Source organism: Leucobacter rhizosphaerae (assembly GCF_022919175.1).
Taxonomy (GTDB): domain Bacteria; phylum Actinomycetota; class Actinomycetes; order Actinomycetales; family Microbacteriaceae; genus Leucobacter; species Leucobacter rhizosphaerae.
Genome location: NZ_CP095043.1, coordinates 437,143 through 458,514 on the forward strand (window position 1 = coordinate 437,143; position 21,372 = coordinate 458,514).

Below are 21,372 nucleotides of genomic sequence, written 5' to 3' on the forward strand. Positions count from 1 at the left end.
CCCGAGTGGAAAACGCTGGAACCGCGGCAGGAGAATTCGGCAGGGAAACCGGCGGCGGAGCTCGGCAGGGCAGTTCGGCAGGTCGGTCCGGCAGCGGAGCTCGGCAGGGCAGTTCGGCAGGGACTCCGGAGGGTGCACCCGCCGGCGATGAGAACCTTTCTCGGTTCGGGGTCTCACGGGATCATCCCGGAGCCCGCTCCCTCAGACAGAGATCAGCATTCACGCTGAGGCCTGCGGGCGGTACGGTCAGCGGGAGTGCGGATCTCAGTACGAAGCGACGGCACTCGGGCGAGCCACCCGCAAAAGAGTGGGATAATGGCTGGCAATGTCTCCACGCAGCCTCACCCCACAGATCCCGGCGTCGACCGACCCCGCACGGATCCGCAACTTCTGCATCATCGCGCACATCGATCACGGCAAGTCGACCCTCGCCGATCGGATGCTGCAGATCACCGGTACGGTGCCCGACCGCGAGATGCGCGCGCAGTACCTCGACCGCATGGACATCGAGCGGGAGCGCGGCATCACCATCAAGTCGCAGGCCGTGCGCATGAACTGGGAGGTCGACGGGCAGAGCTTCGCGCTCAACATGATCGACACCCCGGGGCACGTCGACTTCAGCTACGAGGTCTCACGGTCGCTGGCCGCGTGCGAGGGTGCCGTGCTGCTCGTGGACGCCGCCCAGGGGATCGAGGCGCAGACGCTCGCGAACCTGTACCTCGCGATGGAGAACGATCTCGAGATCATCCCGGTCCTCAACAAAATCGACCTGCCGGCCGCCGATCCCGAGCGGGTCGCCCGGGAGATCGCCGACCTCATCGGCGGCGATCCCGACGACATCCTCAAGGTGTCGGGAAAGACGGGCATGGGCGTCGAGGAACTGCTCGACAGCGTCGTCGCCCGAGTGCCGGCCCCCGTCGGCGACGCCGACGCCCCCGCCCGCGCGATGATCTTCGACTCGGTCTACGACCCCTATCGCGGCGTGGTGACCTACGTGCGTATGGTCGACGGCAAGCTCGTGCCGCGCGAGAAGATCCTCATGATGTCGACGCTGAGCGAGCACGAGGCGCTCGAGATCGGCGTATCGTCTCCCGAGCCGACCCCGACGAAGGGGCTGGGCGTCGGTGAGGTCGGATACCTCATCACGGGCGTGAAGGACGTCCGCCTGTCGAAGGTCGGCGACACCGTCACGTCGAAGCTCCGTGGTGCCACCGATGCGTTGCCCGGATACACGGACCCGAAGCCGATGGTGTTCTCGGGTCTCTACCCGCTCGACGGCACCGACTACCCGGTGCTCCGTGAGGCGCTCGACAAGCTCAAGCTGTCCGACGCCGCCCTGCAGTACGAGCCCGAGACCTCGGTCGCGCTCGGCTTCGGCTTCCGCTGCGGCTTCCTCGGCCTGCTGCACCTCGAGATCATCTCCGAGCGGCTGCGGCGCGAGTTCGATCTCGACCTCATCGCAACGGCACCCAGCGTGATCTACCAGGTGACGACGGAGGACGGCAAGGAGATCACCGTCACCAATCCGTCCGAGTACCCGACCGGCAAGATCATGAGCGTGCGCGAACCGGTGGTGCGTGTGGCGATCCTCGCCCCCAAGGACTACGTGGGCACGATCATGGAGCTCTGCCAGTCGCGTCGCGGCAGCCTGATGGGCATGGAGTACCTCGGCGAGCGCGTCGAACTCCGCTACAGCATGCCGCTCGGCGAGATCGTGTTCGACTTCTTCGACCACCTGAAGAGCCGCACCCAGGGGTACGCGAGCCTCGATTACGAGCCGATGGGCGAGCAGGAGGCGGATCTGGTGAAGGTCGACATCCTGCTGCAGGGCGACCAGGTCGACGCCTTCAGCGCGATCGTCCACCGCGACAACGCCTACGCCTACGGCACGATGATGGCCGAGCGGCTCCGCAAGCTCATTCCGCGACAACAGTTCGAGGTGCCGATCCAGGCGGCGATCGGCGCGCGCGTGATCGCGCGAGAGACGATCCGCGCGATCCGCAAGGATGTGCTCGCGAAGTGCTACGGCGGCGACATCAGCCGCAAGCGCAAGCTGCTCGAGAAGCAGAAGGAGGGCAAGAAGCGCATGAAGATGGTCGGCCGGGTCGAGGTGCCTCAGGAAGCCTTCATCGCCGCGCTCTCCGGGGATGTCGAGGGCAAGGACGCGGGGAAGAAGTGAGCGGAGCGGAGCCCACCCGGCGCAGCAGCCACGTCGAGATGCCGGCAGCCTACGCGGCGGTCGGCGCGTCGAAGCTGCCCGATCTGCTGCGCTTTCCGCCCGAGGGGAGCACTCCCTACGAGGAGTCGCTCCAACTCGGCAGCGGTCAGGATCGGTTCATCGCCGCGTCGAGTCTGCTGATGACGTGGGGCGCGCAGCGGGGGACCGGGATCGCGGTCACCCACGTGTCGCGTGGCACCGATGCGGAGTACGTCGGACCCGAGTTCGACGAGCAGGGCCGCGCCCAGGCCGTGAGCGAGATCGAGGAGCAGTTCGGCCCCGATGGAGAGCCCTACCTCGTCGCCGGGACCACGGCGGTGCTGGCCGCACCGGGGAAGCCGGAGCGCAGCATCCTCGTCGTGTACACGGTGACGGAGGAACGGGTCGTCGGCTTCGCGTGGGGCACGAGCGACGAGCTCGGCGCCGTCGGCGAGCAACGGTTCACGGTCGAGTTCCGCGAGGACGACACGGTCTGGGCGGTGGCGCGGGGCTTTCTGACGTCCCCGAAGAACGGGCTGCTCGGGCTGAAGGCGCGCGCGGTGATCCGCGAGGCGATCGATGCCGCGCGGGATCAGCTCGCCGCCCTGGCACCCGGGGCGGCGCCGGTGCCCCGGTCGCGGAGGAGCCGGCGATCGAGGAGCCAGATGGTGAGGAGTCGACCGCCGAGCAGGTGACTGTCGATGATCCGGTCGATGTGCCGGTTGTGGAGCAGCCGGAAGCGGAGACGTCCGAAATCGAGGAACCAGAGCTCGAGGATCCCGAGGAGGGTCCCGAGGCCGAGGTACCCGCGTCGGCAGCATCTGACGTCGCGGACACCCCGGACCCGGCTGACCCCGTTGACGCCCCGGATGCCCGCGCCACTCACCAGCGACGCCCCAGCAGGCCGCAGCCGTGAGCCCGGTGCGTCCCGGTCCGATGTCGAGGTACTCGCGTGCCCAGCGTTCTGCCTGACGGCGATCCCGCACCCGAGGACGGCGCGCTCCCTGAGCGGGTGCTCGAGGGCGCCGCGGACCGCCGGTTCGGCGTGTACGTGCACGTGCCCTACTGCCGGGTGCGCTGCGGCTACTGCGACTTCAATACGTACACGGCCAGTGAGCTCGGCGGCACGAGCCGGGGGGACTACGCCGGCCAGGTGCAGCAGGAACTCGCCTTCGGCGCCGCGACGATGGCGCGGGTGGGACTGCCCGAGCGGCCGGTCTCCACGGTGTTCTTCGGCGGTGGCACCCCGACCCTGCTGCCCGCGAGCGACCTCACCGCGATGCTCGGTGGCATCACCCGCCACTGGGAGCTCGCCGACGGTGCCGAGGTGACGACCGAGGCGAACCCCGACTCGGTCGACGAGGCGTACCTCCACGCCCTCGCCGAGGCCGGCTTCACCCGGGTCAGCTTCGGCATGCAGTCGGCGGTGCCGCACGTGCTGCGGACGCTCGACCGCACCCACGCACCCGAGCGGGTGCGGCTCGTGACGAAGTGGGCGCGGGATGCCGGTCTGCAGGTGAGCGTGGACCTCATCTACGGCACGCCTGGAGAGAGCCTCGCCGACTGGGAGCGCTCGGTCGAGGCGGCGCTCGCGACGGAGCCGGACCACATCTCGGCCTATGCGCTGATCGTGGAGACGGGCACGAAACTCGCGGCCCAGATCCGCCGAGGCCAGGTGCCCGAGCCCGATGAGGATCTCCACGCCGACATGTACGAGCTCGCGGATGCGGCCTTCGGTCGCGCCGGCTTCAGCTGGTACGAGATCAGCAACTGGTCGCGTTCTCCCGAGACCCGCTCGCGGCACAACCTCGCCTATTGGACGGGGGAGGACTGGTGGGCCGCGGGACCCGGCGCGCACAGCCACATCGGCGGCGTGCGCTGGTGGAACGTGAAGCACCCGGGACCGTACGCCGAGCGGATCGCCCGGGGGATCTCACCCGCGCACGCCCGTGAGGTCCTCTCTCCGGAGGCCGTTCGCGACGAGCGGATCCTGCTCGAGACGCGCATCGCGGACGGGTTGCCGGCCGACCTGCTGAGCGAGATCGAGCGACGGGCGATCCCGGAACTCATCGCCGACGGGCTCATCGACGGTCGTGCAGCCATTCACGGTCGGGTCGTGCCGACGCTGCGCGGCCGGCTGCTCGCCGACACGGTCGTCCACCGACTCCTCGGCTGACCGTCCCCACAGCCCGCACTGCGCTAGACTTGGCACTCAGACTGATCGAGTGCCAATGCCCGGCGCGGTCGTGACGAGGAGGGGTGGAGCCGTGGTTTCCGAACGCAGTCTCGCCGTGCTCCACGCGATCGTGAGCGACTACGTCTCTTCGAACGAGCCGGTGGGCTCGAAGGCGATCGTCGACCGGCACAGCTTCGGCGTGTCCGCGGCGACGATTCGCAACGACATGGCGCTCCTCGAAGAAGACGAGCTCATCGCGCAGCCGCACACGTCCTCCGGCCGGGTGCCGACCGACAAGGGCTACCGCCTGTACGTCGACACCCTCGCGAAGATCCGACCGCTCACAGTCGCGCAGCGCACGGCGATCGAGCGCTTCCTCGGCGAGGCCGCCGATCTCGACGACGCGATGTCCCGCACCGTGCGGCTGCTCTCGCAGCTCACCAACCAGGTCGCCGTCGCGCAGTACCCGTCGCTGCGGCGCACGGTCGTGCGCCACCTGGACCTCGTCGCGGTGGCTGAGGACCGGATCCTCAGCGTGCTCATCCTCGGCAGCGGGGTGGTGGAGCAGCAGATGGCGCGGCTCCCGGCGTCCCGGGTGACCGAGGCCTGGGTCCAGGGGCTCCGCGAGCGCATCGCCGGAGTGACGGTCGGGCGCGACGTCGACGCCGCGGCCGCCGGGGTGATCGGCCTGCAGGCCTCCGTCGAGGACTGGGCCCAACCGGGCGAGTCTGAGCTCGTGACCGCCGTGCTCGACGCCGTGAGCACCCAGATGCAGGCGAACCGGAGTGACCGGATCGCGATCGCCGGCGCGGCGAACCTGTCGCGTCCGGGTGATTTCGACGGCAGCCTGCCGCTCGTGCTCGAGGCGATCGAAGAGCAGGTCACGCTGCTCCGCCTCTTCGACGAGCTGGTGCAAGACGAGCGCGACGTGTCCGCCTCGATCGGTCGCGAGAACGAGCCCTACGGGCTCTCCGAGGCCTCGATCATCGCCTCGAGCTACGAGGCGGAGGGCACCTCGGTGTCCCGACTCGGCGTGCTCGGCCCCCTGCGCATGGACTACGCGGGGAACATCGCGTCGGTGCGCGCCGTCGCGCGCTACCTGAATCGCCTGCTCGGCGAAGACCAATAGCCACCGCCGCGCATCGCGGCGTCCGCACGTACCCGAACACCAGCAATCTGAGGAGCACATCAGTGGCCGACCACTACGAGACCCTTGGGGTGACCCGCGAGGCGACTCCCGAAGAGATCAAAAAGGCCTACCGGCGGCTCGCCCGCGAACTGCATCCGGACGTCAACCCGAGTGAAGAGGCGTCGGAGCGCTTCAAGGGCGTGACCCACGCCTACGACGTGCTGAGCGACCCCGAGCAGCGCCAGCGCTACGACATGGGCGGCGGCCAGTCCGACATGGGCGGCTTCGGCGACATCTTCGAGACGTTCTTCGGGGGCGGCGGATTCGGCGGCGGCCAGCGCGGCCCGCGATCCCGCTCGGAGCGCGGCGACGACGCGATGATCCGGGTCGACGTGACCCTCGAGGAGGTCATCTTCGGCGTGCAGCGCGAGGTCACCATCAACACCGCGGTGCTGTGCGGCGCCTGCCAGGGCACGTGCTGCCAGCCCGGCACCCACCCGGTCACGTGCGACGTCTGCCACGGGCAGGGGCAGGTGCAGCGCCAGGTCCGCTCGCTCTTCGGCAACGTCGTGACGATGCACCCCTGCGGCAGCTGCCAGGGCTACGGCACGGTCATCGAGCACCCCTGCGTCGAGTGCGCCGGCAAGGGTCGGGTGCGCGAGCGCCGCACGATCCCGGTCGACATTCCGTCCGGGATCGACACCGGCACGCGGCTGCAGATGCGCGGCGGCGGCGAGGTCGGCCCGGGCGGCGGACCGAACGGCGACCTGTTCATCGAGTTCCGTGTCACGCACGACGACGTCTTCAGCCGCGATGGCAACGACCTGCTCTGCACCATGCAGCTCGCCATGACCGACGCGATCCTCGGCACCGAGTCGACGGTCCCGGCGCTCGACGGTGAGGTCTCGGTCGAGATTCCCGCGGGCACCCAGTCGGGCGACGTCATCACGGTGCGCGGGCGCGGGATCCAGGCCCTGCGCTCCACCTCGCGCGGCGACCTGAAGATCGCCGTGCAGGTCGCCACCCCCGAGAAGCTCTCGAATCGTGAGAAGGATCTGGTGCGCCAGCTCGCCACGCTGCGCAAGGACGCCCCGCCGCACCTCGGCGAATTCCAGCAGAGCTTCTTCGGCAAGATCCGCGACCGCTTCTTCCGTCAGGGCTGACCGCGCGTGGCGAACCTCTACCTCGTCGATGCGCAGGAGGCCGGTGCGTGGCAGCCCGGCACCCTCGTCGAGGTGTCGGGAGACGAGGCGCGCCACGCGGTGCGGGTCAGCCGGTTGCGCGCGGGGGAGCAGATCCTCGTGGGAGACGGGCACGGGGCGCAGGCCTCAGGTACGGTCGAGCACGTTGCCAAGGACCGGTTCGCGGTGCGCCTCGCATCGGTGGATCGCGCTCCCGCGGCGCAGCACCGGCTGGTGCTCGTGCAGGCGCTCGCGAAGGGTGACCGGGACGAACGCGCCGTCGAGCAGGCGACCGAGTTCGGCGTCGACGACATCGTGCCCTGGCAAGCGGAGCGCTCGGTGTCACGCTGGGACGGTGCGGGCGGTGCGGAGAAAGCCGCGAAGGGCGTCGCGAAGTGGCAGCGCATCGCCCGGGAGGCTTCGAAGCAGTCGCTGCGTGCCTGGATCCCGCGCGTGCACGACCCCATCGATCTCGCCGGACTCCGCAATCGCGCGGAGCAGCCGGGCGTCGACGTGGTGGTGCTGCACCCGCGAGGGATCGGCACCCTGGCGCAGTGGTCGCGCACTCGACGCGCTGAGTGCGCCCCGACCGACGAGACGCTCGTGGTGATCGGCCCCGAGGGCGGCTTCACCGATGCCGAACTCGACGCGCTGGAATCCTCGGGAGCCGCGGTGCTCCGACTCGGCGACACCGTGCTGCGCACCTCGAGCGCCGGCCCCGCCGGGCTCGCAGTGCTGAACGTCGCGCTCGGCCGCTGGTAGGCGCCCCGCAACTCGGTGCGGGATCGGCCGCACTCAGACTCGGGCGTCGCGCGTCTCGAGCAATCCCAATCGACTGTTGGTGCGCGCGGTGTCGCGATTCGCGCCGTCGATGTCCAGGATCTCGTCGAGCGGGTGATCCGAGACGAGCACCAGCTCGGCCGCGCGGTCGTACAGCACATCGATGAGGTTGACCCAGCGGCGCCGCACCGCCTCGGTCTCCCGCGAGAGCCGGGGACCCCGTCGATCACCACCCGCGTGCGGTGGTCCGTGAGATTCAGGTAGTCGAGGGTAGCGCGCGCCTGTCGGCACAGAGCGTCGAAGTTGAATCGCGCGGCGTCTGCGGCGAACCCGGTGGTGGCGATCTCGTAGTGCCCCGCGACGATGGTGCCCGGGGTCTGCTCGGTCGGCAGATCCCACTGCCGCAGGATCTCGGCCAATCCCTCCGTGTCATCCGAATGGATCAGCCGGCCGCGACGGAACGCGGCGGTGCTGGCGTGCGAGGTCTCGGTGCTGGCCTCACGAGTGCTCGCCTCACCATTGCCGGCCTCGCTCGTCCCGGCGCCACCCGCGACCACTGAGCCCGGGGCACCGGTCCGCAGATCCGTCGCGCCGCCGACCTCCACGACCTCGAGCTCCCGCTTCAGCTGGTCGATGCCCGGCAGGTAGAGCTCGTGGTACAGCGGGTGGGGCAGCAGCTGATCCGGGTGGTAGTTCGACGTGATCACGAGGAAGAGCCCGCGCTCGAAGAGCTCGGTGAAGAGCCGATAGGACAGCATGCCGTCGGCGATGTCGTTGACCGAGAACTCGTCGATGCACAGCACGACCCGATCGCCGATGAGCGCGTCGAGCGCCGCCTCGACGGCGGTGCGGCCGGAGGTGTCGGAGCCGCCAGAGACATCGGTGCCGCTCTTCCCGGCGTGCACGGCCCGGTGGAAGTGGCGGAAGAGCTCGTGGTAGTGCACACGCCAGGTCCGGTCGTGGCCCACGCTCGCGAGGAACGCGTCCATCAACCAGCTCTTGCCGCGTCCGACCTCACCCCACAGATATATGCCGCGTCGCGGCTCGGGATCGACGATCGTGTCGCGCGGGGCGATGCGTCGACCGCCGGCGATCCTGTCGAGCAGCAGCTCGAGGCGCGCCGCGGCGCCGAGCTGCGCGTCGGTGAGGCCGAAGCCGGCGCGTCGCGCGTGCTCCGAGATGCGTCGGGCTGTGGGTTCCATCGCGACCCACCCTAGCGACTCGCTGCTGACGATGAGCCGGGGCGGCGCTAGACTGGTCGCTATGGCAACTGAGACGGTGTTCGGCAAGATCGTGTCGGGGGAGATCCCGGTCGAGATCCTCGCGGAGACCGAACGGGTGATCGCGTTCCCCGACATGAACCCGCAGGCGGCGGTCCACGTGCTGGTGATCCCGAAATCGACGGAGTATCAGAACGTGGTGGAACTCGCCGCGGGCGATCCCGAGACCCTCGCCGAGATGATCGCGGTGGCGCAGCGCCTCGCCGACGAACTCGCCGAGGGCGAGTTCCGCCTCATCTTCAATACGGGCGAGGGGGCCGGGCAGACGGTCTTCCACGTGCACGCGCACGTCCTCGCCGGTGCATTCAAGGAGCATTCCCTCGTTGGATCCTGAACCAACCCCTGCGACGCAGGAAACCCCAGCCACCGCACCCGAGCTGCAGCGCACGGTCCTGTTGACGGGGGTCGACCTCGCGTCGTTCCTCGGGCACCGGGATCAGCTCATCGCTGACCTCGAATCCCAGCACCCCGCGGTCGCCTTCCACGCCCGCGACGAGGTCCTGAATCTTCGCGGTCCCGCCGACGCCGTGATCGCCGCCGAGCAAGTGGTGCTCGAGGTGCTCGAGCTCGCCCGGCGCAGCGGCCCCGTGTCGCGACTCGATGTACGAGAGGTCACCCGCATGGTCCACGACGGCAACGGCCCCACCGCCGCCCAGGTGCTCAGCGCCCCGATCCTGACGGTGCGCGGCACTGCGGTGCGACCGCAGACCCGCGGCCAGCGCGCCTACGTCGACGCGATCGACACCCACACCATCGTGTTCGGGATCGGCCCCGCCGGCACGGGCAAGACGTATCTCGCGATGGCGAAGGCGGTGCAGGCGCTGCAGCGCCGCGAGGTCTCCAAGATCATCCTCACGCGGCCGGCCGTCGAGGCGGGAGAGCGCCTCGGGTATCTTCCGGGCACCCTCGAGGACAAGATCGATCCGTACCTGCGTCCGCTGTTCGACGCGGTCGGCTCCATGATGGATCCCGAGATCGTGCCGAAGCTCCTCGCGAGCGGCACCATCGAGGTCGCCCCGCTCGCGTACATGCGCGGTCGCACGCTGAACGAGTCGTTCGTGATCCTCGACGAGGCCCAGAACACCACTCCCGAGCAGATGAAGATGTTCCTCACGCGACTCGGATACGGCTCCAAGATGGTCGTCACCGGCGATGTCACCCAGGTCGATCTGCCGCTCGCGGCGAGCGGCCTGCGCGTGGTGAGCCGGATCCTCCGCGGTGTTGAGGACATCCACTTCGCCGAGCTCGACTCGGACGACATCGTGCGGCACAGCCTCGTCGGCCGGATCGTCGACGCCTACCAGACCTACAGCGACACCGAGCGGGCCGGGAACGCCGGTCACTCGGGTCGCCATCAGACCCCAGGAGAGTCCCCGCAGTGAGCGTTGAGATCAATAACGAATCAGGTGTCGAGGTCGGCGAAGCACGGTTGCAGCGCCTCGCGGGGTTTGTGCTCGAGTCGATGCACGTGCACCCCGATACCGAGCTCGGGATCGTGATGGTCGACGAGGCTGGGATCGAGCAGCTCCACGTGCAGTGGATGGACGAGCCCGGGCCGACCGACGTGCTGAGCTTCCCGATGGACGAGTTGCGGCCGGGCCGGGTCGACGCGCAGACCCCCGCGGGTCTGCTCGGCGACGTCGTGATCTGCCCGCAGGTCGCCGAGGCCCAGGCGGAGGCCGCGGGGCACGATCTCGAGCAGGAGGTCGCGGTGCTGCTCACCCACGGCATGCTGCACCTCCTCGGCTTCGACCACGCCACCCCGGACGAGGAAGCCGAGATGTTCGGGCTGCAGCGCGACCTGCTGCTGTCCTTCGCCATGCGCGACCGCAAACGATGAGCGGGCTACTCATCGCACTGCTGCTCGGATCGGCAGTGGTGCTGCTGGCCGGCGGCGGTCTGCTCGCGGCCGCAGACGCGGCGCTCGGCGTCCGATCCCGCGCCGAACTCCTGGCGCTCGCGGAGCAGTCCGGTCGACGCGGTGCGGCGATTCGGGCGATCGCCGAGGACGAAGTGGCCCACGTCAACGCGCTGAGCTTCGCCCGTGTCTTCGCGGAGACGCTTGCCGCCGTGCTCATCACGCTCGTGCTCGCCTACTCGCTCGACGAACTGTGGTTGGAGCTCGTCATCGCCACCCTCGTGATGACGGCCGTGACGTTCGCGCTCGTCGGCTCGAGTCCGCGCACGGTCGGGACGCACCACCCCGAGGCGGTGATCCGCTTCGCCTCACCCACCGTCCGCGCCCTGCGCGTGATCCTGGGTCCCATCGCGACGGCGCTCATCCGACTCAGCACGCGGGTGACCCCGGGGCGCGGTCCCGGCGGTGCCCGGATCCGTGACGAGCAGCAGCTGCTCTCGATGGTGGATCAGGCCGCCGAGCAGTCGCTGCTCGAGACGGACGACCGCGACTACATCCACTCGCTCGTCGAGTTCGGCGACACCCTGGTCCGCGAGGTCATGGTGCCCCGGATCGACATGGTGACGGTGGGGAGCGACATGACGGTGCGGGAGACGCTCGAGCAGCTCCACACGTCGCGGCACTCCCGCGTGCCGGTCATCGCGGGCGAGATCGACGATGTGGCGGGAATCGCCTACCTGCGCGACGCGAGCCGGTTCCTGCTGCGACGACCGGAGGAGGCGGACACCGCCCCCGTCACGCGCATCATGAAGCCGGCGATCTTCGTGCCCGAGGTGCAACGCGCCGACAAACTGCTCCGCCAGATGCAGCGCGCATCCAATCACCTCGCGCTGGTCGTGGACGAGTACGGGGGCATCTCCGGACTCGTCACGCTCGAGGACCTCATCGAGGAGCTCCTGGGCGAGATCACGGACGAGCACGACCGCGACGCACCGGAGGTCGTGCCGCAGGACGACGGCACGTTCCTGGTCAGCGCCCGGCTCTCGGTCGAGGACCTCGGCGAATTGTTCGCGCTCGAACTGGAGGACGACGACGTGGACACCGTCGGCGGACTCGTCGCCAAGCACCTGGGCCGACTGCCCGAACCCGGCGACACCGTGACGGTGGCCGGCATCGCACTCACCGCAACCGAGATCGAACGACGGAGGCAGCGCCTCCTCACCGCCCACGTGCGCTGGGTCGGCACCGACGAAGACGAGGACGCATCATGACGGCAACACCCACCCCCGCATCCGAGCGGGCCGACACCTTCCGCGCGGGCTTCGTCTCCTTCGTCGGCCGCCCGAACGTGGGCAAGTCGACGCTGACGAACGCGCTCGTCGGTGAGAAGATCGCGATCACGAGCCCGAAGCCGCAGACGACGCGCCGCGCGATTCGCGGGATCGCGCATCGCCCCGACGGCCAGCTCATCATCGTGGACACCCCGGGGATCCACCGCCCACGCACCCTGCTTGGCGAACGGCTCAATGCGCTCGTGGAGTCGACGCTCGGAGACGTCGATGTGATCGGCTTCTGCGTCCCGGCGAACGAGAAGCTCGGGCCGGGGGATCGGTTCATCAACGACCGTCTCGAGGACTTCCCCCGTGCGAAGAAGGTCGCGATCCTCACCAAGGTGGACGAGGCCTCGCGGAGCGAGATCATCGACCAGCTCGCGCGGCTCGGCGAGCTGCGGGAATGGGACGCGGTCGTGCCGATCTCGGCGGTCACCCGCGAGCAACTCGACGTGCTCTCGGACGTGCTGCTCGGGCTCATGCCGCTGTCGCCCCCGCTCTACGAGGATGCCCAGACGACCGATGAGGGCGAGGACGACCGGATCGCGGAGCTGATCCGCGAGGCGGCCCTCGACGGCGCCCGTGAGGAACTGCCGCACTCGCTGGCCGCGACGGTCGACGATCGTGAGGAGCGCGAGGACGGCCTGCTCGAGCTCTACGCCTCGATTTACGTCGAGCGCGACAGCCAGAAGGGGATCGTGATCGGCAAGGGCGGATCGCGCCTGCGCCAGGTCGGCGAGACCGCGCGCCACGAGATCGAAGCGCTGCTCGGGCGACGCGTGTACTTGTCGTTGCGGGTCAAGGTGCTGAAGGAGTGGCAGCGTGACCCGAAGGCGCTCGGCAAGCTCGGATTCTGACGCTGCAGCGCGGCCGCGACTCAGCCCTGATGCCGACGCGGGCTCTGCGATAGGATCCAGCCATGGACAGCATCACCGATCAGACGCAAATCATGGCCCTGTTCCAGAACTACGGCGTCTTCGCCGTGGTCTGGTACGTCATCATCGCGATCGCGCTCTGGCGCGTGTTCTCGAAGGCCGGCTACCCCGGGATCCTCGCGATCATCCCGATCGTGAACGTCTTCATCCTGGTGAAGGTCGCCGGGTACTCCGCATGGATGGCGCTGCTCTACATCATCCCGATCGTCAACATCATCTTCTCGATCTTCGTGGCGATCCGGCTCGGCGAGCGCTTCGGCAAGGGCGGGGCGTTCTCGTTCTTCCTGCTGTGGCTCTTCTCCGCGATCGGCTACCTGATCCTCGGCTTCGGCAGCGCCCAGTACCGCAGCCGCTGAGCTGCCGCTGCTGAGCCGCGGCCGCTGAGCCGCGATCCCACTAGCGACCGCCGGAGAACCCGCCGCCGCCACCGCCACCGACGAACCCGCCGCCGGTGGATCCGCCCGAGCTGCTCGACGTGTAGCTGACCGACGAGTTGAGATTGCTGGTGAAGCTCGAGATCGTGCTGCTGAAGTGCGAGATCCCGTGCATCCCCAGCGCCGGGTACCAGAGCGGAACGTACCCCGTCTGCTCGGCGTACTTCGTCTCGAGCGTGCGGGTCCACTGCTTCTCGAGCCCGAAGAGCATCGCGTAGGGGAGGAGTCGCTCGTACAGCTCGATCACGTTGACCGTGCCGTCCTGCCGGCGTTCAGCCCCCTCGACGGACTGCAGCATCTGCAGCCGGTCGGTCTCGGCGACGCGGATGAACTCGCGGACCCCCTCCAGGTACTCGCGGGTCTCCGCCCCGAGCGGGGTGTGGACCCGGTGCTTCACGAGGCCGATGACCCCGAGCACCGCCGCGATCACCACGGCGACGAGGCCGATCACCGGGGTGACCGAACTCCGGCTCATCATGCCGAGGATCACGAACACCAGGAGCACCGCCGCGAGTCCGAGCGACGCGAAGCCGAGGATCCGAGCGACCGGGCTCGCGACCTTCTCGAAGTAGCCTCGCTCGGATGCCTGGGCGTTCCCCTCGGTCTGCAGCGCCGTCATGCGCTTGCCGAAGTCCTCATCCTCCTTCGGGATCTCGATCACTGCTCCCGGCGCTGCGGACGGGAACAGATCGTGCAGCGTCGCGACGTCGAGGGCGTCGCCGGCGCGCGTGGGGTCGAGCAGCCGCACGGCGGGCTGCGGGTCCTTCGGGCCGAAGAATCCGGCCTCGGGTTCCCCCTCCTCGATCCGGATCGCCCCCGTGACGGCGAGGTGCACGAACTCCGCCGGAACGGGCGGAGTCGACACCCCGACGATCGGGGCGGCGAGGAGCGGCGGCAGGTGCGCGGGCACGTCGTACTGCGCGACGACCACCCCGCGGCCTTTCCGGCGGGATCCCCGCAAGCGGGCGATGGCGACGGTACTCGCGACCCCGGTGGCGGTGGCGATCCCCGCGATGAACAGTGGGAGCGTGTCGAGTGCGAAGTTCGGCAGGCGCGACTCCGGCTGCACGACCGTGCCGGGCGCCAGGCCGATCGCCACCGTCGCACCCTCCTGCGGGCCCATCGGCATCGGTGCGAGTGTGAAGGTCGTGGAGGACGCATCGCGCTGGAGCTCGCACGATGCGGTGGCGTTCGCGGCACCGGCGTAGCACTGCGCGTCCCCGGTGAGCGCATCGGCGAGCTCCGGTGCGAACGTGAAACTGGCGGAGAAGGCGTCGATGGGCTGCAGGTGCTCGACGTCCAGCACATCCCAGTAGAACTCGTCGGCGGCACCGTCGTCGCGCGCGAGGATCGTGTCGCTCAGCGTGTAGCTCAGCACATACGTCTGCGTGCCGCGCACGAATCGGTCGTCGCCCGTCAGGAACGCGACGAAGCCGTCGTCCTCCTCGATCTCGAAGGGCACCGGGGCACCGTTCCCGTCCGTGACGTTGAAGTCGCGCGGATCCGTCGAGGACCCCTGGTAGTCGATCGGGATCCCGCGCACGAGCCCGCGATTCTGGTCGAAGTCCGGGAACCTGGCGACGAGGGTCTCGGTGACGCGGGTCTCGGCACGACCGTCCTCGTCGAGCGAGATCTCGTAATTGGCGTGCCAGCTCTCGTAGCTGAAATCACTCGTGTCCGCGTGCGCGGCCACGCTCGGCGCGAGCGCCGCGACGGCCGCGAGCACCAGACCTCCGAGTGCCCAGCGGGAGCGGGATCTCGGACGCGCGCGTCGCGGTGCGGGTGATCCTGACGTCGGGAGGTGCGGCGCTGAGGTCATACCACCAGCGTATGCCACGGGCGTTTTCGAGGCTCGGCCGTATCCGCGGCGAGGCGGGTGAGGCGTCGGTGCGGGACCCGCGATCTCGCGGTGATATAGTGAACCCATGCTGTTCGGCTCGCTTCTCCTTAGCTGCCGCGACGAGTCCTAATCCTTCAGGCCTCACTCGTCGCGGTGTTTGTGTTTGGCTGAGCAAGACTTGAAGACGAGGAAGACGAGCCCATGAAGAACACGCAACAGCCCTCCGGTATGCCGATTCACCGCTACCGCCCGTTCCACGAGATCATCTCGGTAGAACTGCCCGATCGCACGTGGCCCACGAAGCGGATCACCGAGGCGCCCCGCTGGTGCGCGGTGGATCTCCGCGACGGCAATCAGGCGCTGATCGATCCGATGAGCCCGGAGCGCAAGCGGATCATGTTCGATCTGCTCGTCAAGATGGGCTACAAGGAGATCGAGGTCGGGTTCCCGTCGGCGAGCCAGACCGACTTCGACTTCGTGCGACACCTCATCGAGGACGACGCGATTCCGGACGACGTGACGATCCAGGTCCTGACGCAGGCCCGGGAGCACCTCATCACCCGCACCTACGAGTCGCTCATCGGCGCGAAGCAGGCGATCGTGCACCTGTACAACTCGACGAGCATTCTGCAGCGCGACGTCGTGTTCCGGCAGGATCGCGCGGGCATCAAGCAGATCGCGATCGACGGCGCGAAGCTCTGCGTCGCGAGCGAGCACATCTGCGCGGATACCGAGATCTACTACGAGTACTCGCCCGAGTCCTACACCGGCACCGAGCTCGAGTACGCCGTGGAGGTCTGCAACGACGTGCTGGAGGTCTTCCAGCCGACCGCCGAGCGCAAGGTGATCATCAACCTGCCCGCGACGGTGGAGATGGCGAGCCCCAACGTGTACGCCGATTCCATCGAGTGGATGAGCCGCCACCTCGCGCACCGCGAGAACGTGATCCTGTCGCTGCACCCGCACAACGACCGCGGCACGGCCGTCGCGGCCGCGGAGCTGGGCTACCTAGCCGGGGCGGATCGCATCGAGGGGTGCCTGTTCGGCAACGGTGAACGCACCGGCAACGTCGACCTCGTCGCGCTCGGCATCAACATGTTCACCCAGGGTGTGGACCCGCAGATCGACTTCTCGCGGCTCGATGAGGTGCGACGCACCGCCGAGTACTGCAACCAGCTCCGGGTGCCCGAGCGCAGCCCGTGGGCCGGCGATCTCGTCTACACGGCCTTCTCCGGATCCCACCAGGACGCCATCAAGAAGGGCTTCGAGCGGATGGCGCAGGACGCCGAGGCCGCGGGAGTCGCGGTCGACGATCTCGAGTGGGCGGTGCCGTACCTGCCCGTCGACCCGAAGGATCTGGGGCGTTCCTACGAAGCCGTGATCCGCGTCAACTCGCAGTCCGGCAAGGGGGGAGTGGCCTACCTGCTGAAGACCGATCACCACCTCGACCTGCCGCGTCGCCTCCAGATCGAGTTCAGCTCGGTCGTCCAGGGGGTCACCGATTCCGAGGGCGGCGAGGTCTCGAGCGACGAGATCTGGACCATTTTTCAGGACGAGTACCTGCCGAGCAGCAGCGACGACGCCGAGCGCTGGGGTCGGTACGAGATTTTCCGCACCTCCTCGACGAGCGCGGGCGACGGGATCACCGAACTCACCGTCGATTACCGCGTGGGTGCCGATGAGATGCAGACGACTTCGCGGGGCAACGGTCCCGTGGATGCCTTCTTGAACGCGCTCAACGACGGCGGCCACACGGTGACCCTCTTCGACTACGTCGAGCACGCGATGAGCTCGGGCGGCGACGCCGTGGCGGCTTCTTACGTCGACCTCGAGGTGGACGGCGAGCGGCTGTGGGGCGTCGGTATCGATCCGGACACCACCCGGGCGACGCTGAAGGCGATCATCAGCTCCGTGAATCGTTCGGTGCGCAATGCCGTGCGCGAGCCGGAGGCCGTCGGCGCGTAGCTCCGTCGCGTTTCAGATTCGTAGATATCTTCGAATCAACGGTGTGGCGAGTCCGTCAACGTCCGACACGCGGCCTAGGCTGATCCCGTGATTGCTTCGATTCAAGGGCGGGTCCTCTCCGCGGGTACAGGGTGGGTCGTGATCGGTGTCGGCGGGATCGGCCTGCGCGTGGAGGTGCCGAGCGGCCGCGTCGCTCAGGCCCACGTCGGCGACGACCTCAGCCTGCACACCTCGCTGGTGGTGCGGGAGGATTCGCTGACCCTCTTCGGGTTCGCGACGTCCGAGGAGATCGACGTGTTCAGTCATCTCATCGCCGTCTCTGGTGTCGGCCCGCGGAGCGCGCTCGGCGTCCTCTCCGCGCTCACCCCCGGCGAGATCGCTCGCGCGGTGTCCGCGGACGATGAGAAGCCGTTCCGCAAGGTCTCCGGCATCGGCCCGAAGACGGCCAAGCTGATCGTGGTCTCACTCGCGGGCAAACTCGCGGGGCTCGAACTCGCGGCCGCCGACGGAGCGCCGGTCGACGCGGATCCCGAGACGGCGGTGGCGGAGGCCGTGCGCGACGGCCTGGTCGGGCTCGGGTGGGGTGAGTCGGACGCGTGGCAGGCGGTGCAGGACGCGCGGGACGCGGGCGCGCCCGCTGACAGCGCCGGGTTGCTCCGCGCCACGTTGGCACTGCTGCAGGGGTCGCGCTCCGGTGCACGGGGAGGCTCCCGGTGACGGGAGAACTGTCAGCTCAGGTCTCGCCCTCCGAGCTCGGGTACGAGGGCGCGCTCCGGCCCGCGACGCTCGACGAGTTCGTCGGGCAGGCGAAGGTGCGCAGTCAGCTGGGCCTGCTGCTCAACGCGGCCACGATGCGGCAGCGGACGCCCGACCACATTCTGCTCGCGGGCCCACCGGGGCTCGGCAAGACGACGCTCTCGATGATCGTGGCGGTGGAGCTCGATAAGCCCTTGCACCAGACCTCCGGCCCCGCGATCCAGCACGCCGGTGACCTCGCGGCCGTGCTCTCGGCGCTCACCCCGGGGGAGGTGCTCTTCGTCGACGAGATCCATCGCATGGCGCGCAGCGCCGAGGAGATGCTCTACCTCGCGATGGAGGATTTCAAGGTCGACATCATGGTCGGCAAGGGCGCGGGAGCCACCTCCGTGCCGCTCGAGCTCGCCCCCTTCACTCTGGTGGGCGCTACGACTCGCGCCGGTCTGCTGCCGAATCCGCTGCGGGATCGCTTCGGGTTCACCGCGCATCTGGAGTTCTACTCCGAGGACGAGCTGGCCCGCGTCGTGCGGCGCGCAGCCGGTCTGCTCGACTTCGAGATCTCACCCCGGGGCGTGGACGAGATCGCCCGCCGCTCCCGCGGCACCCCGCGGATCGCGAACCGGCTGCTCCGACGCGTGCGCGACTACAGTCTCGTGCACGGGACGCCCGGCGACACCCCGAGCGTCGAGGCCGCGCTGACCCTGTACGACGTGGATCAGCATGGTCTGGACCGCCTGGACCGCGAAGTGCTGCGCGCCGTGGTCGAGCGTTTCAACGGTGGGCCCGTCGGGCTCTCCACGCTGGCGGTGTCCGTGGGCGAGGAAGCCGAGACGATCGAGGCGGTCGTGGAGCCGTTCCTCGTGCGCGCGGGTCTGCTCACGCGCACCCCTCGTGGCCGGGTCGCCACGCGCAGTGGCTGGGAGCACGTCGGGATCCCGATTCCGGCACCGCAGGCCGCCCCGCCCACGCTGATCTGACGACATAGCCGGCGGTGGGGGCAGGGTCACCCGCACTTCACAGCATCGAGGCCGCATCTCACAGCGAGATCACGGTAGGCTTGACAGGTCTGTGCGCTCTGCGCCGGCCAGTGCCCGCCCACCGAAAGGACCATTGTGGCTTTGGATCCGATTTCCATCCTTATGTTCGGCCTGATTGCCGTGCTCATCTTCTTCATGTTCCGGAACGGGAAGAAGCGCCAGGCCGCCATGCAGGCGCTGCAGAACGGACTCCGCCCCGGTGCCGAGGTCATGCTCCAGTCGGGCATCTTCGGAACCGTCGTGTCCATCGATGACGAGGACAATCGTCTGACCGTGCAGAGCGGCACGAGCACCATCGTCGTGCACCGCAACGCGGTGTCGCAGATCATCACGCCCGTCGATGCCCCGGACGACGACGTGGTCGGCTCCGAGCTCGCCCCGGATGACGATCCCGCGTTCGGCGAGCGCATCGCCGAGGAGCGCGCCGCTGCCGGTGAGCCCGTCGAGACGACCGAGGTCGTCGAGGAGATCGAGATCGTGAGCGATCCCGCGTCGAAGGACGCCGCGGCCAAGGATTCCGCCGCGAAGGAGTCCGACGGGGAGAACGGCCCCGAGACCACGCCCAAGGCGTAAGCATGGTGGCTGCCGCGGCACGGGTCGCGGCAGCCTTGTCTTCCACGGTATAGAGAAAGCAGTTCAGTCTTGGCGTCCACACCTGCGGTGCGGAGAGCTCGTCGCTCCCTCGTTTTTCTACTGGTCATCATCGTCGGCCTCGTCGGACTGATCACTCTCGGAGTGTTCCGCAGCGACGCGACGTGGACGCCGAAGCTCGCACTCGACCTGCAGGGCGGCACGCAGATCCTTCTCGCGGCCGAGCAGACCGACGGCCAGGCCGTGGGCGGTGAGCAGCTGCAGCAGGCGGTCTCCATCATCCGCCAGCGCGTGGACGCCGCGGGTGTCTCCGAGGCGGAGATCACCACCCAGGGCAGCCAGAACATCTCGGTGTCGATCCCGGGCAAGGTCGACGACGCGACGCTGCAGCGCATCGAGGCGTCGGCGAAGCTCGACTTCCGCCCCGTACTCGCGGTCGACATCGGCGTGACCGCCGAGACGCCGGGCGAAGAGGAGGCGACTGCCGAGGGCGCCGACGCGGAGGCCAGCGCTTCCGATGCCGAGTCGACCGGCGATCAGGCCGCTGAGAGCGACGCCTCCCAGGATGACGCCGCTGAGAGCACCGACGACGCCGAGTCCACGACGGACACCTCGGCCGTGGATCCCGACCCGCTGCCCGAGGGAGCGGGAGACCTGGCGTGGATCACGCCCGAGCTGCAGGAGCAGTTCGACGCCTTCACCTGCACCTCCGACAGCGTGCTCGACACCCGTGATGCACCGGCGGACCGCCCGCTCATCACCTGCCAGGACAACGGCCTGAAGTACATCCTCGGCCCGGTCGAGCTCGAGGGCGACGTGATCACCGATGCCGTGGCGCAGGCCGAGACCACCCAGACGGGTGCGACGACCGGCGGCTGGGTCGTCCAGATCACCATGAACAACAAGGGCACCGAGACCTTCGGCAAGATCAGCACGCGCCTGTACGGTGCCACTGAGCCGCAGAACCAGTTCGCGTTTGTGCTCGACGGCAGTGTCCTCTCGGCTCCGACCATGCAGGGGCAGATCCTCGACGGTCGCCCCTCGATCAGCGGCGACTTCACGCAGGAGAGCGCGAAGGCGCTCGCCGACCAGCTGAAGTTCGGTGCGCTGCCGATGGACTTCACCGTGCAGAGCCAGGAGGACATCTCCTCGACGCTCGGCTCGAATCAGCTGCAGGCCGGGTTGCTCGCGGGTCTCATCGGCCTGGTGCTCGTGGTCATCTACTCGATGTTCCAGTACCGCGCACTCGGCACGCTGACGATCGCCTCCCTCGCGATCGCCGCGATCCTCACGTACCTCTTGCTCACCTTCTTCTCGTGGCGCCAGGGCTACCGGCTCTCCCTCGCCGGCGTCGCCGGCATCATCGTCGCGGTCGGGTTCACCGCGGACTCGTTCATCGTGTACTTCGAGCGCGTCCGAGACGCGCTGCGCGACGGGTTCTCGATCGACGGGGCCATCGAGAACGGCTGGAAGCGCGCCTTCCGCACGATTCTGGCCTCCGACGGCGTGAACTTCCTCGCCGCGGTGATTCTCTTCATCCTCGCGGTCGGCAACGTCAAGGGTTTCGCGTTCACCCTCGGTCTCACCACGCTCGTGGACGTGCTCGTCGTAGCGCTCTTCACGCACCCGATGATGGTGCTGCTCGGGCGCACGCGCTTCTACCGCGAGGGCCACCCGGCCTCGGGCCTCGACCCCCGTCGCCTCGGCGCGATCTACCGCGGTCGCGCGCAGTTCCGCGCACCGGTCATCGCGTCCAAGGGAGCGGGCAAAAAGAACGCCCGAAGCCAGCGCGAGGCCGAACGACGACAGACCATCGCAGAGCGGAAGGCCGCCGAGTCCTCCGGAACCCCGGCGACGACCACCGCCGGAAAGGAGAGCTGAC

General features: G+C 68.8%; 19 protein-coding genes and 1 pseudogene. 17 read left to right on the plus strand and 3 right to left on the minus strand.

Translation table 11 applies throughout. The features are described from left to right. Nucleotides 1-325 precede the first annotated feature (325 nt). From lepA to MUN76_RS02025, 6 genes are all read left to right on the plus strand, one after another. On the plus strand, nucleotides 326-2,179 hold the full coding sequence (gene lepA / locus MUN76_RS02000) for a translation elongation factor 4 (RefSeq protein ID WP_244686689.1): 1,854 nt from the start codon (nucleotides 326-328) through the stop codon (nucleotides 2,177-2,179). Continuing rightward, nucleotides 2,176-2,892 (plus strand): DUF1990 family protein, encoded by a 717-nt coding sequence (locus MUN76_RS02005; RefSeq protein ID WP_244686691.1) that lies wholly within the window; start codon nucleotides 2,176-2,178, stop codon nucleotides 2,890-2,892. The genes lepA and MUN76_RS02005 overlap by 4 nt, the downstream gene beginning before the upstream one ends. Nucleotides 2,893-3,149: 257 nt before the next feature. Then, the gene (gene hemW / locus MUN76_RS02010; RefSeq protein ID WP_244686693.1) at nucleotides 3,150-4,373 is read left to right on the plus strand and encodes a radical SAM family heme chaperone HemW; all 1,224 of its coding nucleotides are present in this window, start codon (nucleotides 3,150-3,152) and stop codon (nucleotides 4,371-4,373) included. A 91-nt stretch (nucleotides 4,374-4,464) separates the two neighbouring features. Further along, nucleotides 4,465-5,502, plus strand: coding sequence for a heat-inducible transcriptional repressor HrcA (gene hrcA, locus MUN76_RS02015; RefSeq protein WP_244686695.1), 1,038 nt, complete (start codon nucleotides 4,465-4,467; stop codon nucleotides 5,500-5,502). Nucleotides 5,503-5,564: 62 nt separating this feature from the next. After that, the gene (dnaJ, locus tag MUN76_RS02020; RefSeq protein WP_244686697.1) at nucleotides 5,565-6,665 is read left to right on the plus strand and encodes a molecular chaperone DnaJ; all 1,101 of its coding nucleotides are present in this window, start codon (nucleotides 5,565-5,567) and stop codon (nucleotides 6,663-6,665) included. A 6-nt stretch (nucleotides 6,666-6,671) separates the two neighbouring features. Beyond that, complete coding sequence (locus tag MUN76_RS02025; RefSeq protein ID WP_244686699.1) at nucleotides 6,672-7,445, plus strand: 16S rRNA (uracil(1498)-N(3))-methyltransferase; 774 nt, start codon at nucleotides 6,672-6,674, stop codon at nucleotides 7,443-7,445. Between the two features lie 33 nt (nucleotides 7,446-7,478). On the opposite strand, the gene zapE (MUN76_RS15545) is transcribed toward MUN76_RS02025, so the two are convergent. Together zapE (MUN76_RS15545) and zapE (MUN76_RS15595) are read right to left on the minus strand one after the other, a co-directional pair. After that, the gene (gene zapE / locus MUN76_RS15545) at nucleotides 7,479-7,754 is read right to left on the minus strand and encodes an AFG1/ZapE family ATPase (RefSeq protein WP_429953019.1); all 276 of its coding nucleotides are present in this window, start codon (nucleotides 7,752-7,754) and stop codon (nucleotides 7,479-7,481) included. After that, nucleotides 7,733-8,821, minus strand: a pseudogene (gene zapE, locus MUN76_RS15595) (cell division protein ZapE); the annotation flags it as partial. The pseudogene zapE (MUN76_RS15595) and the gene zapE (MUN76_RS15545), both read right to left, overlap by 22 nt. Here zapE (MUN76_RS15595) and MUN76_RS02040 point away from each other — a divergent pair. From MUN76_RS02040 to MUN76_RS02065, 6 genes are all read left to right on the plus strand, one after another. Next, on the plus strand, nucleotides 8,727-9,077 hold the full coding sequence (locus tag MUN76_RS02040; RefSeq protein ID WP_244686705.1) for an HIT domain-containing protein: 351 nt from the start codon (nucleotides 8,727-8,729) through the stop codon (nucleotides 9,075-9,077). The pseudogene zapE (MUN76_RS15595) and the gene MUN76_RS02040 overlap by 95 nt on opposite strands. Continuing rightward, a complete protein-coding gene (locus MUN76_RS02045) occupies nucleotides 9,067-10,125 on the plus strand; it encodes a PhoH family protein (RefSeq protein WP_429953021.1) in 1,059 nt (352 codons plus the stop codon). Before MUN76_RS02040 ends, MUN76_RS02045 begins: the two co-directional genes overlap by 11 nt. Further along, entirely contained in the window at nucleotides 10,122-10,583 is a 462-nt protein-coding gene (gene ybeY, locus MUN76_RS02050; RefSeq protein WP_244686707.1) for an rRNA maturation RNase YbeY, read from the plus strand. Before MUN76_RS02045 ends, ybeY begins: the two co-directional genes overlap by 4 nt. Next, complete coding sequence (locus tag MUN76_RS02055) at nucleotides 10,580-11,872, plus strand: hemolysin family protein (protein ID WP_244686708.1); 1,293 nt, start codon at nucleotides 10,580-10,582, stop codon at nucleotides 11,870-11,872. The genes ybeY and MUN76_RS02055 overlap by 4 nt, the downstream gene beginning before the upstream one ends. Further along, nucleotides 11,869-12,789: a GTPase Era gene (gene era / locus MUN76_RS02060; protein ID WP_244686709.1), complete on the plus strand. Its 921-nt coding sequence runs from the start codon at nucleotides 11,869-11,871 to the stop codon at nucleotides 12,787-12,789. Before MUN76_RS02055 ends, era begins: the two co-directional genes overlap by 4 nt. 62 nt (nucleotides 12,790-12,851) lie before the next feature. Beyond that, nucleotides 12,852-13,223: a DUF5684 domain-containing protein gene (locus MUN76_RS02065; protein ID WP_244686711.1), complete on the plus strand. Its 372-nt coding sequence runs from the start codon at nucleotides 12,852-12,854 to the stop codon at nucleotides 13,221-13,223. 40 nt (nucleotides 13,224-13,263) lie between these two features. On the opposite strand, the gene MUN76_RS02070 is transcribed toward MUN76_RS02065, so the two are convergent. Next, the gene (locus tag MUN76_RS02070) at nucleotides 13,264-15,120 is read right to left on the minus strand and encodes a DUF2207 domain-containing protein (RefSeq protein ID WP_244686713.1); all 1,857 of its coding nucleotides are present in this window, start codon (nucleotides 15,118-15,120) and stop codon (nucleotides 13,264-13,266) included. A gap of 222 nt (nucleotides 15,121-15,342) precedes the next feature. Between MUN76_RS02070 and leuA the strand changes: the two genes are divergently transcribed. The 5 genes from leuA to secD all read left to right on the plus strand — a co-directional run bounded on the left by leuA (nucleotide 15,343) and on the right by secD (nucleotide 21,371). Further along, a complete protein-coding gene (leuA, locus tag MUN76_RS02075; protein WP_244686715.1) occupies nucleotides 15,343-17,106 on the plus strand; it encodes a 2-isopropylmalate synthase in 1,764 nt (587 codons plus the stop codon). 87 nt (nucleotides 17,107-17,193) lie between these two features. Next, nucleotides 17,194-17,823, plus strand: a complete 630-nt coding sequence (ruvA, locus tag MUN76_RS02080) for a Holliday junction branch migration protein RuvA (RefSeq protein ID WP_244686716.1) — start codon at nucleotides 17,194-17,196, stop codon at nucleotides 17,821-17,823. Then, nucleotides 17,820-18,839, plus strand: a complete 1,020-nt coding sequence (gene ruvB / locus MUN76_RS02085) for a Holliday junction branch migration DNA helicase RuvB (RefSeq protein ID WP_244686718.1) — start codon at nucleotides 17,820-17,822, stop codon at nucleotides 18,837-18,839. The genes ruvA and ruvB overlap by 4 nt, the downstream gene beginning before the upstream one ends. A gap of 162 nt (nucleotides 18,840-19,001) precedes the next feature. Then, the gene (gene yajC / locus MUN76_RS02090; protein WP_244686720.1) at nucleotides 19,002-19,472 is read left to right on the plus strand and encodes a preprotein translocase subunit YajC; all 471 of its coding nucleotides are present in this window, start codon (nucleotides 19,002-19,004) and stop codon (nucleotides 19,470-19,472) included. Between the two features lie 87 nt (nucleotides 19,473-19,559). Continuing rightward, complete coding sequence (gene secD / locus MUN76_RS02095) at nucleotides 19,560-21,371, plus strand: protein translocase subunit SecD (protein ID WP_244686722.1); 1,812 nt, start codon at nucleotides 19,560-19,562, stop codon at nucleotides 21,369-21,371. Nucleotide 21,372: the final 1 nt, after the last annotated feature.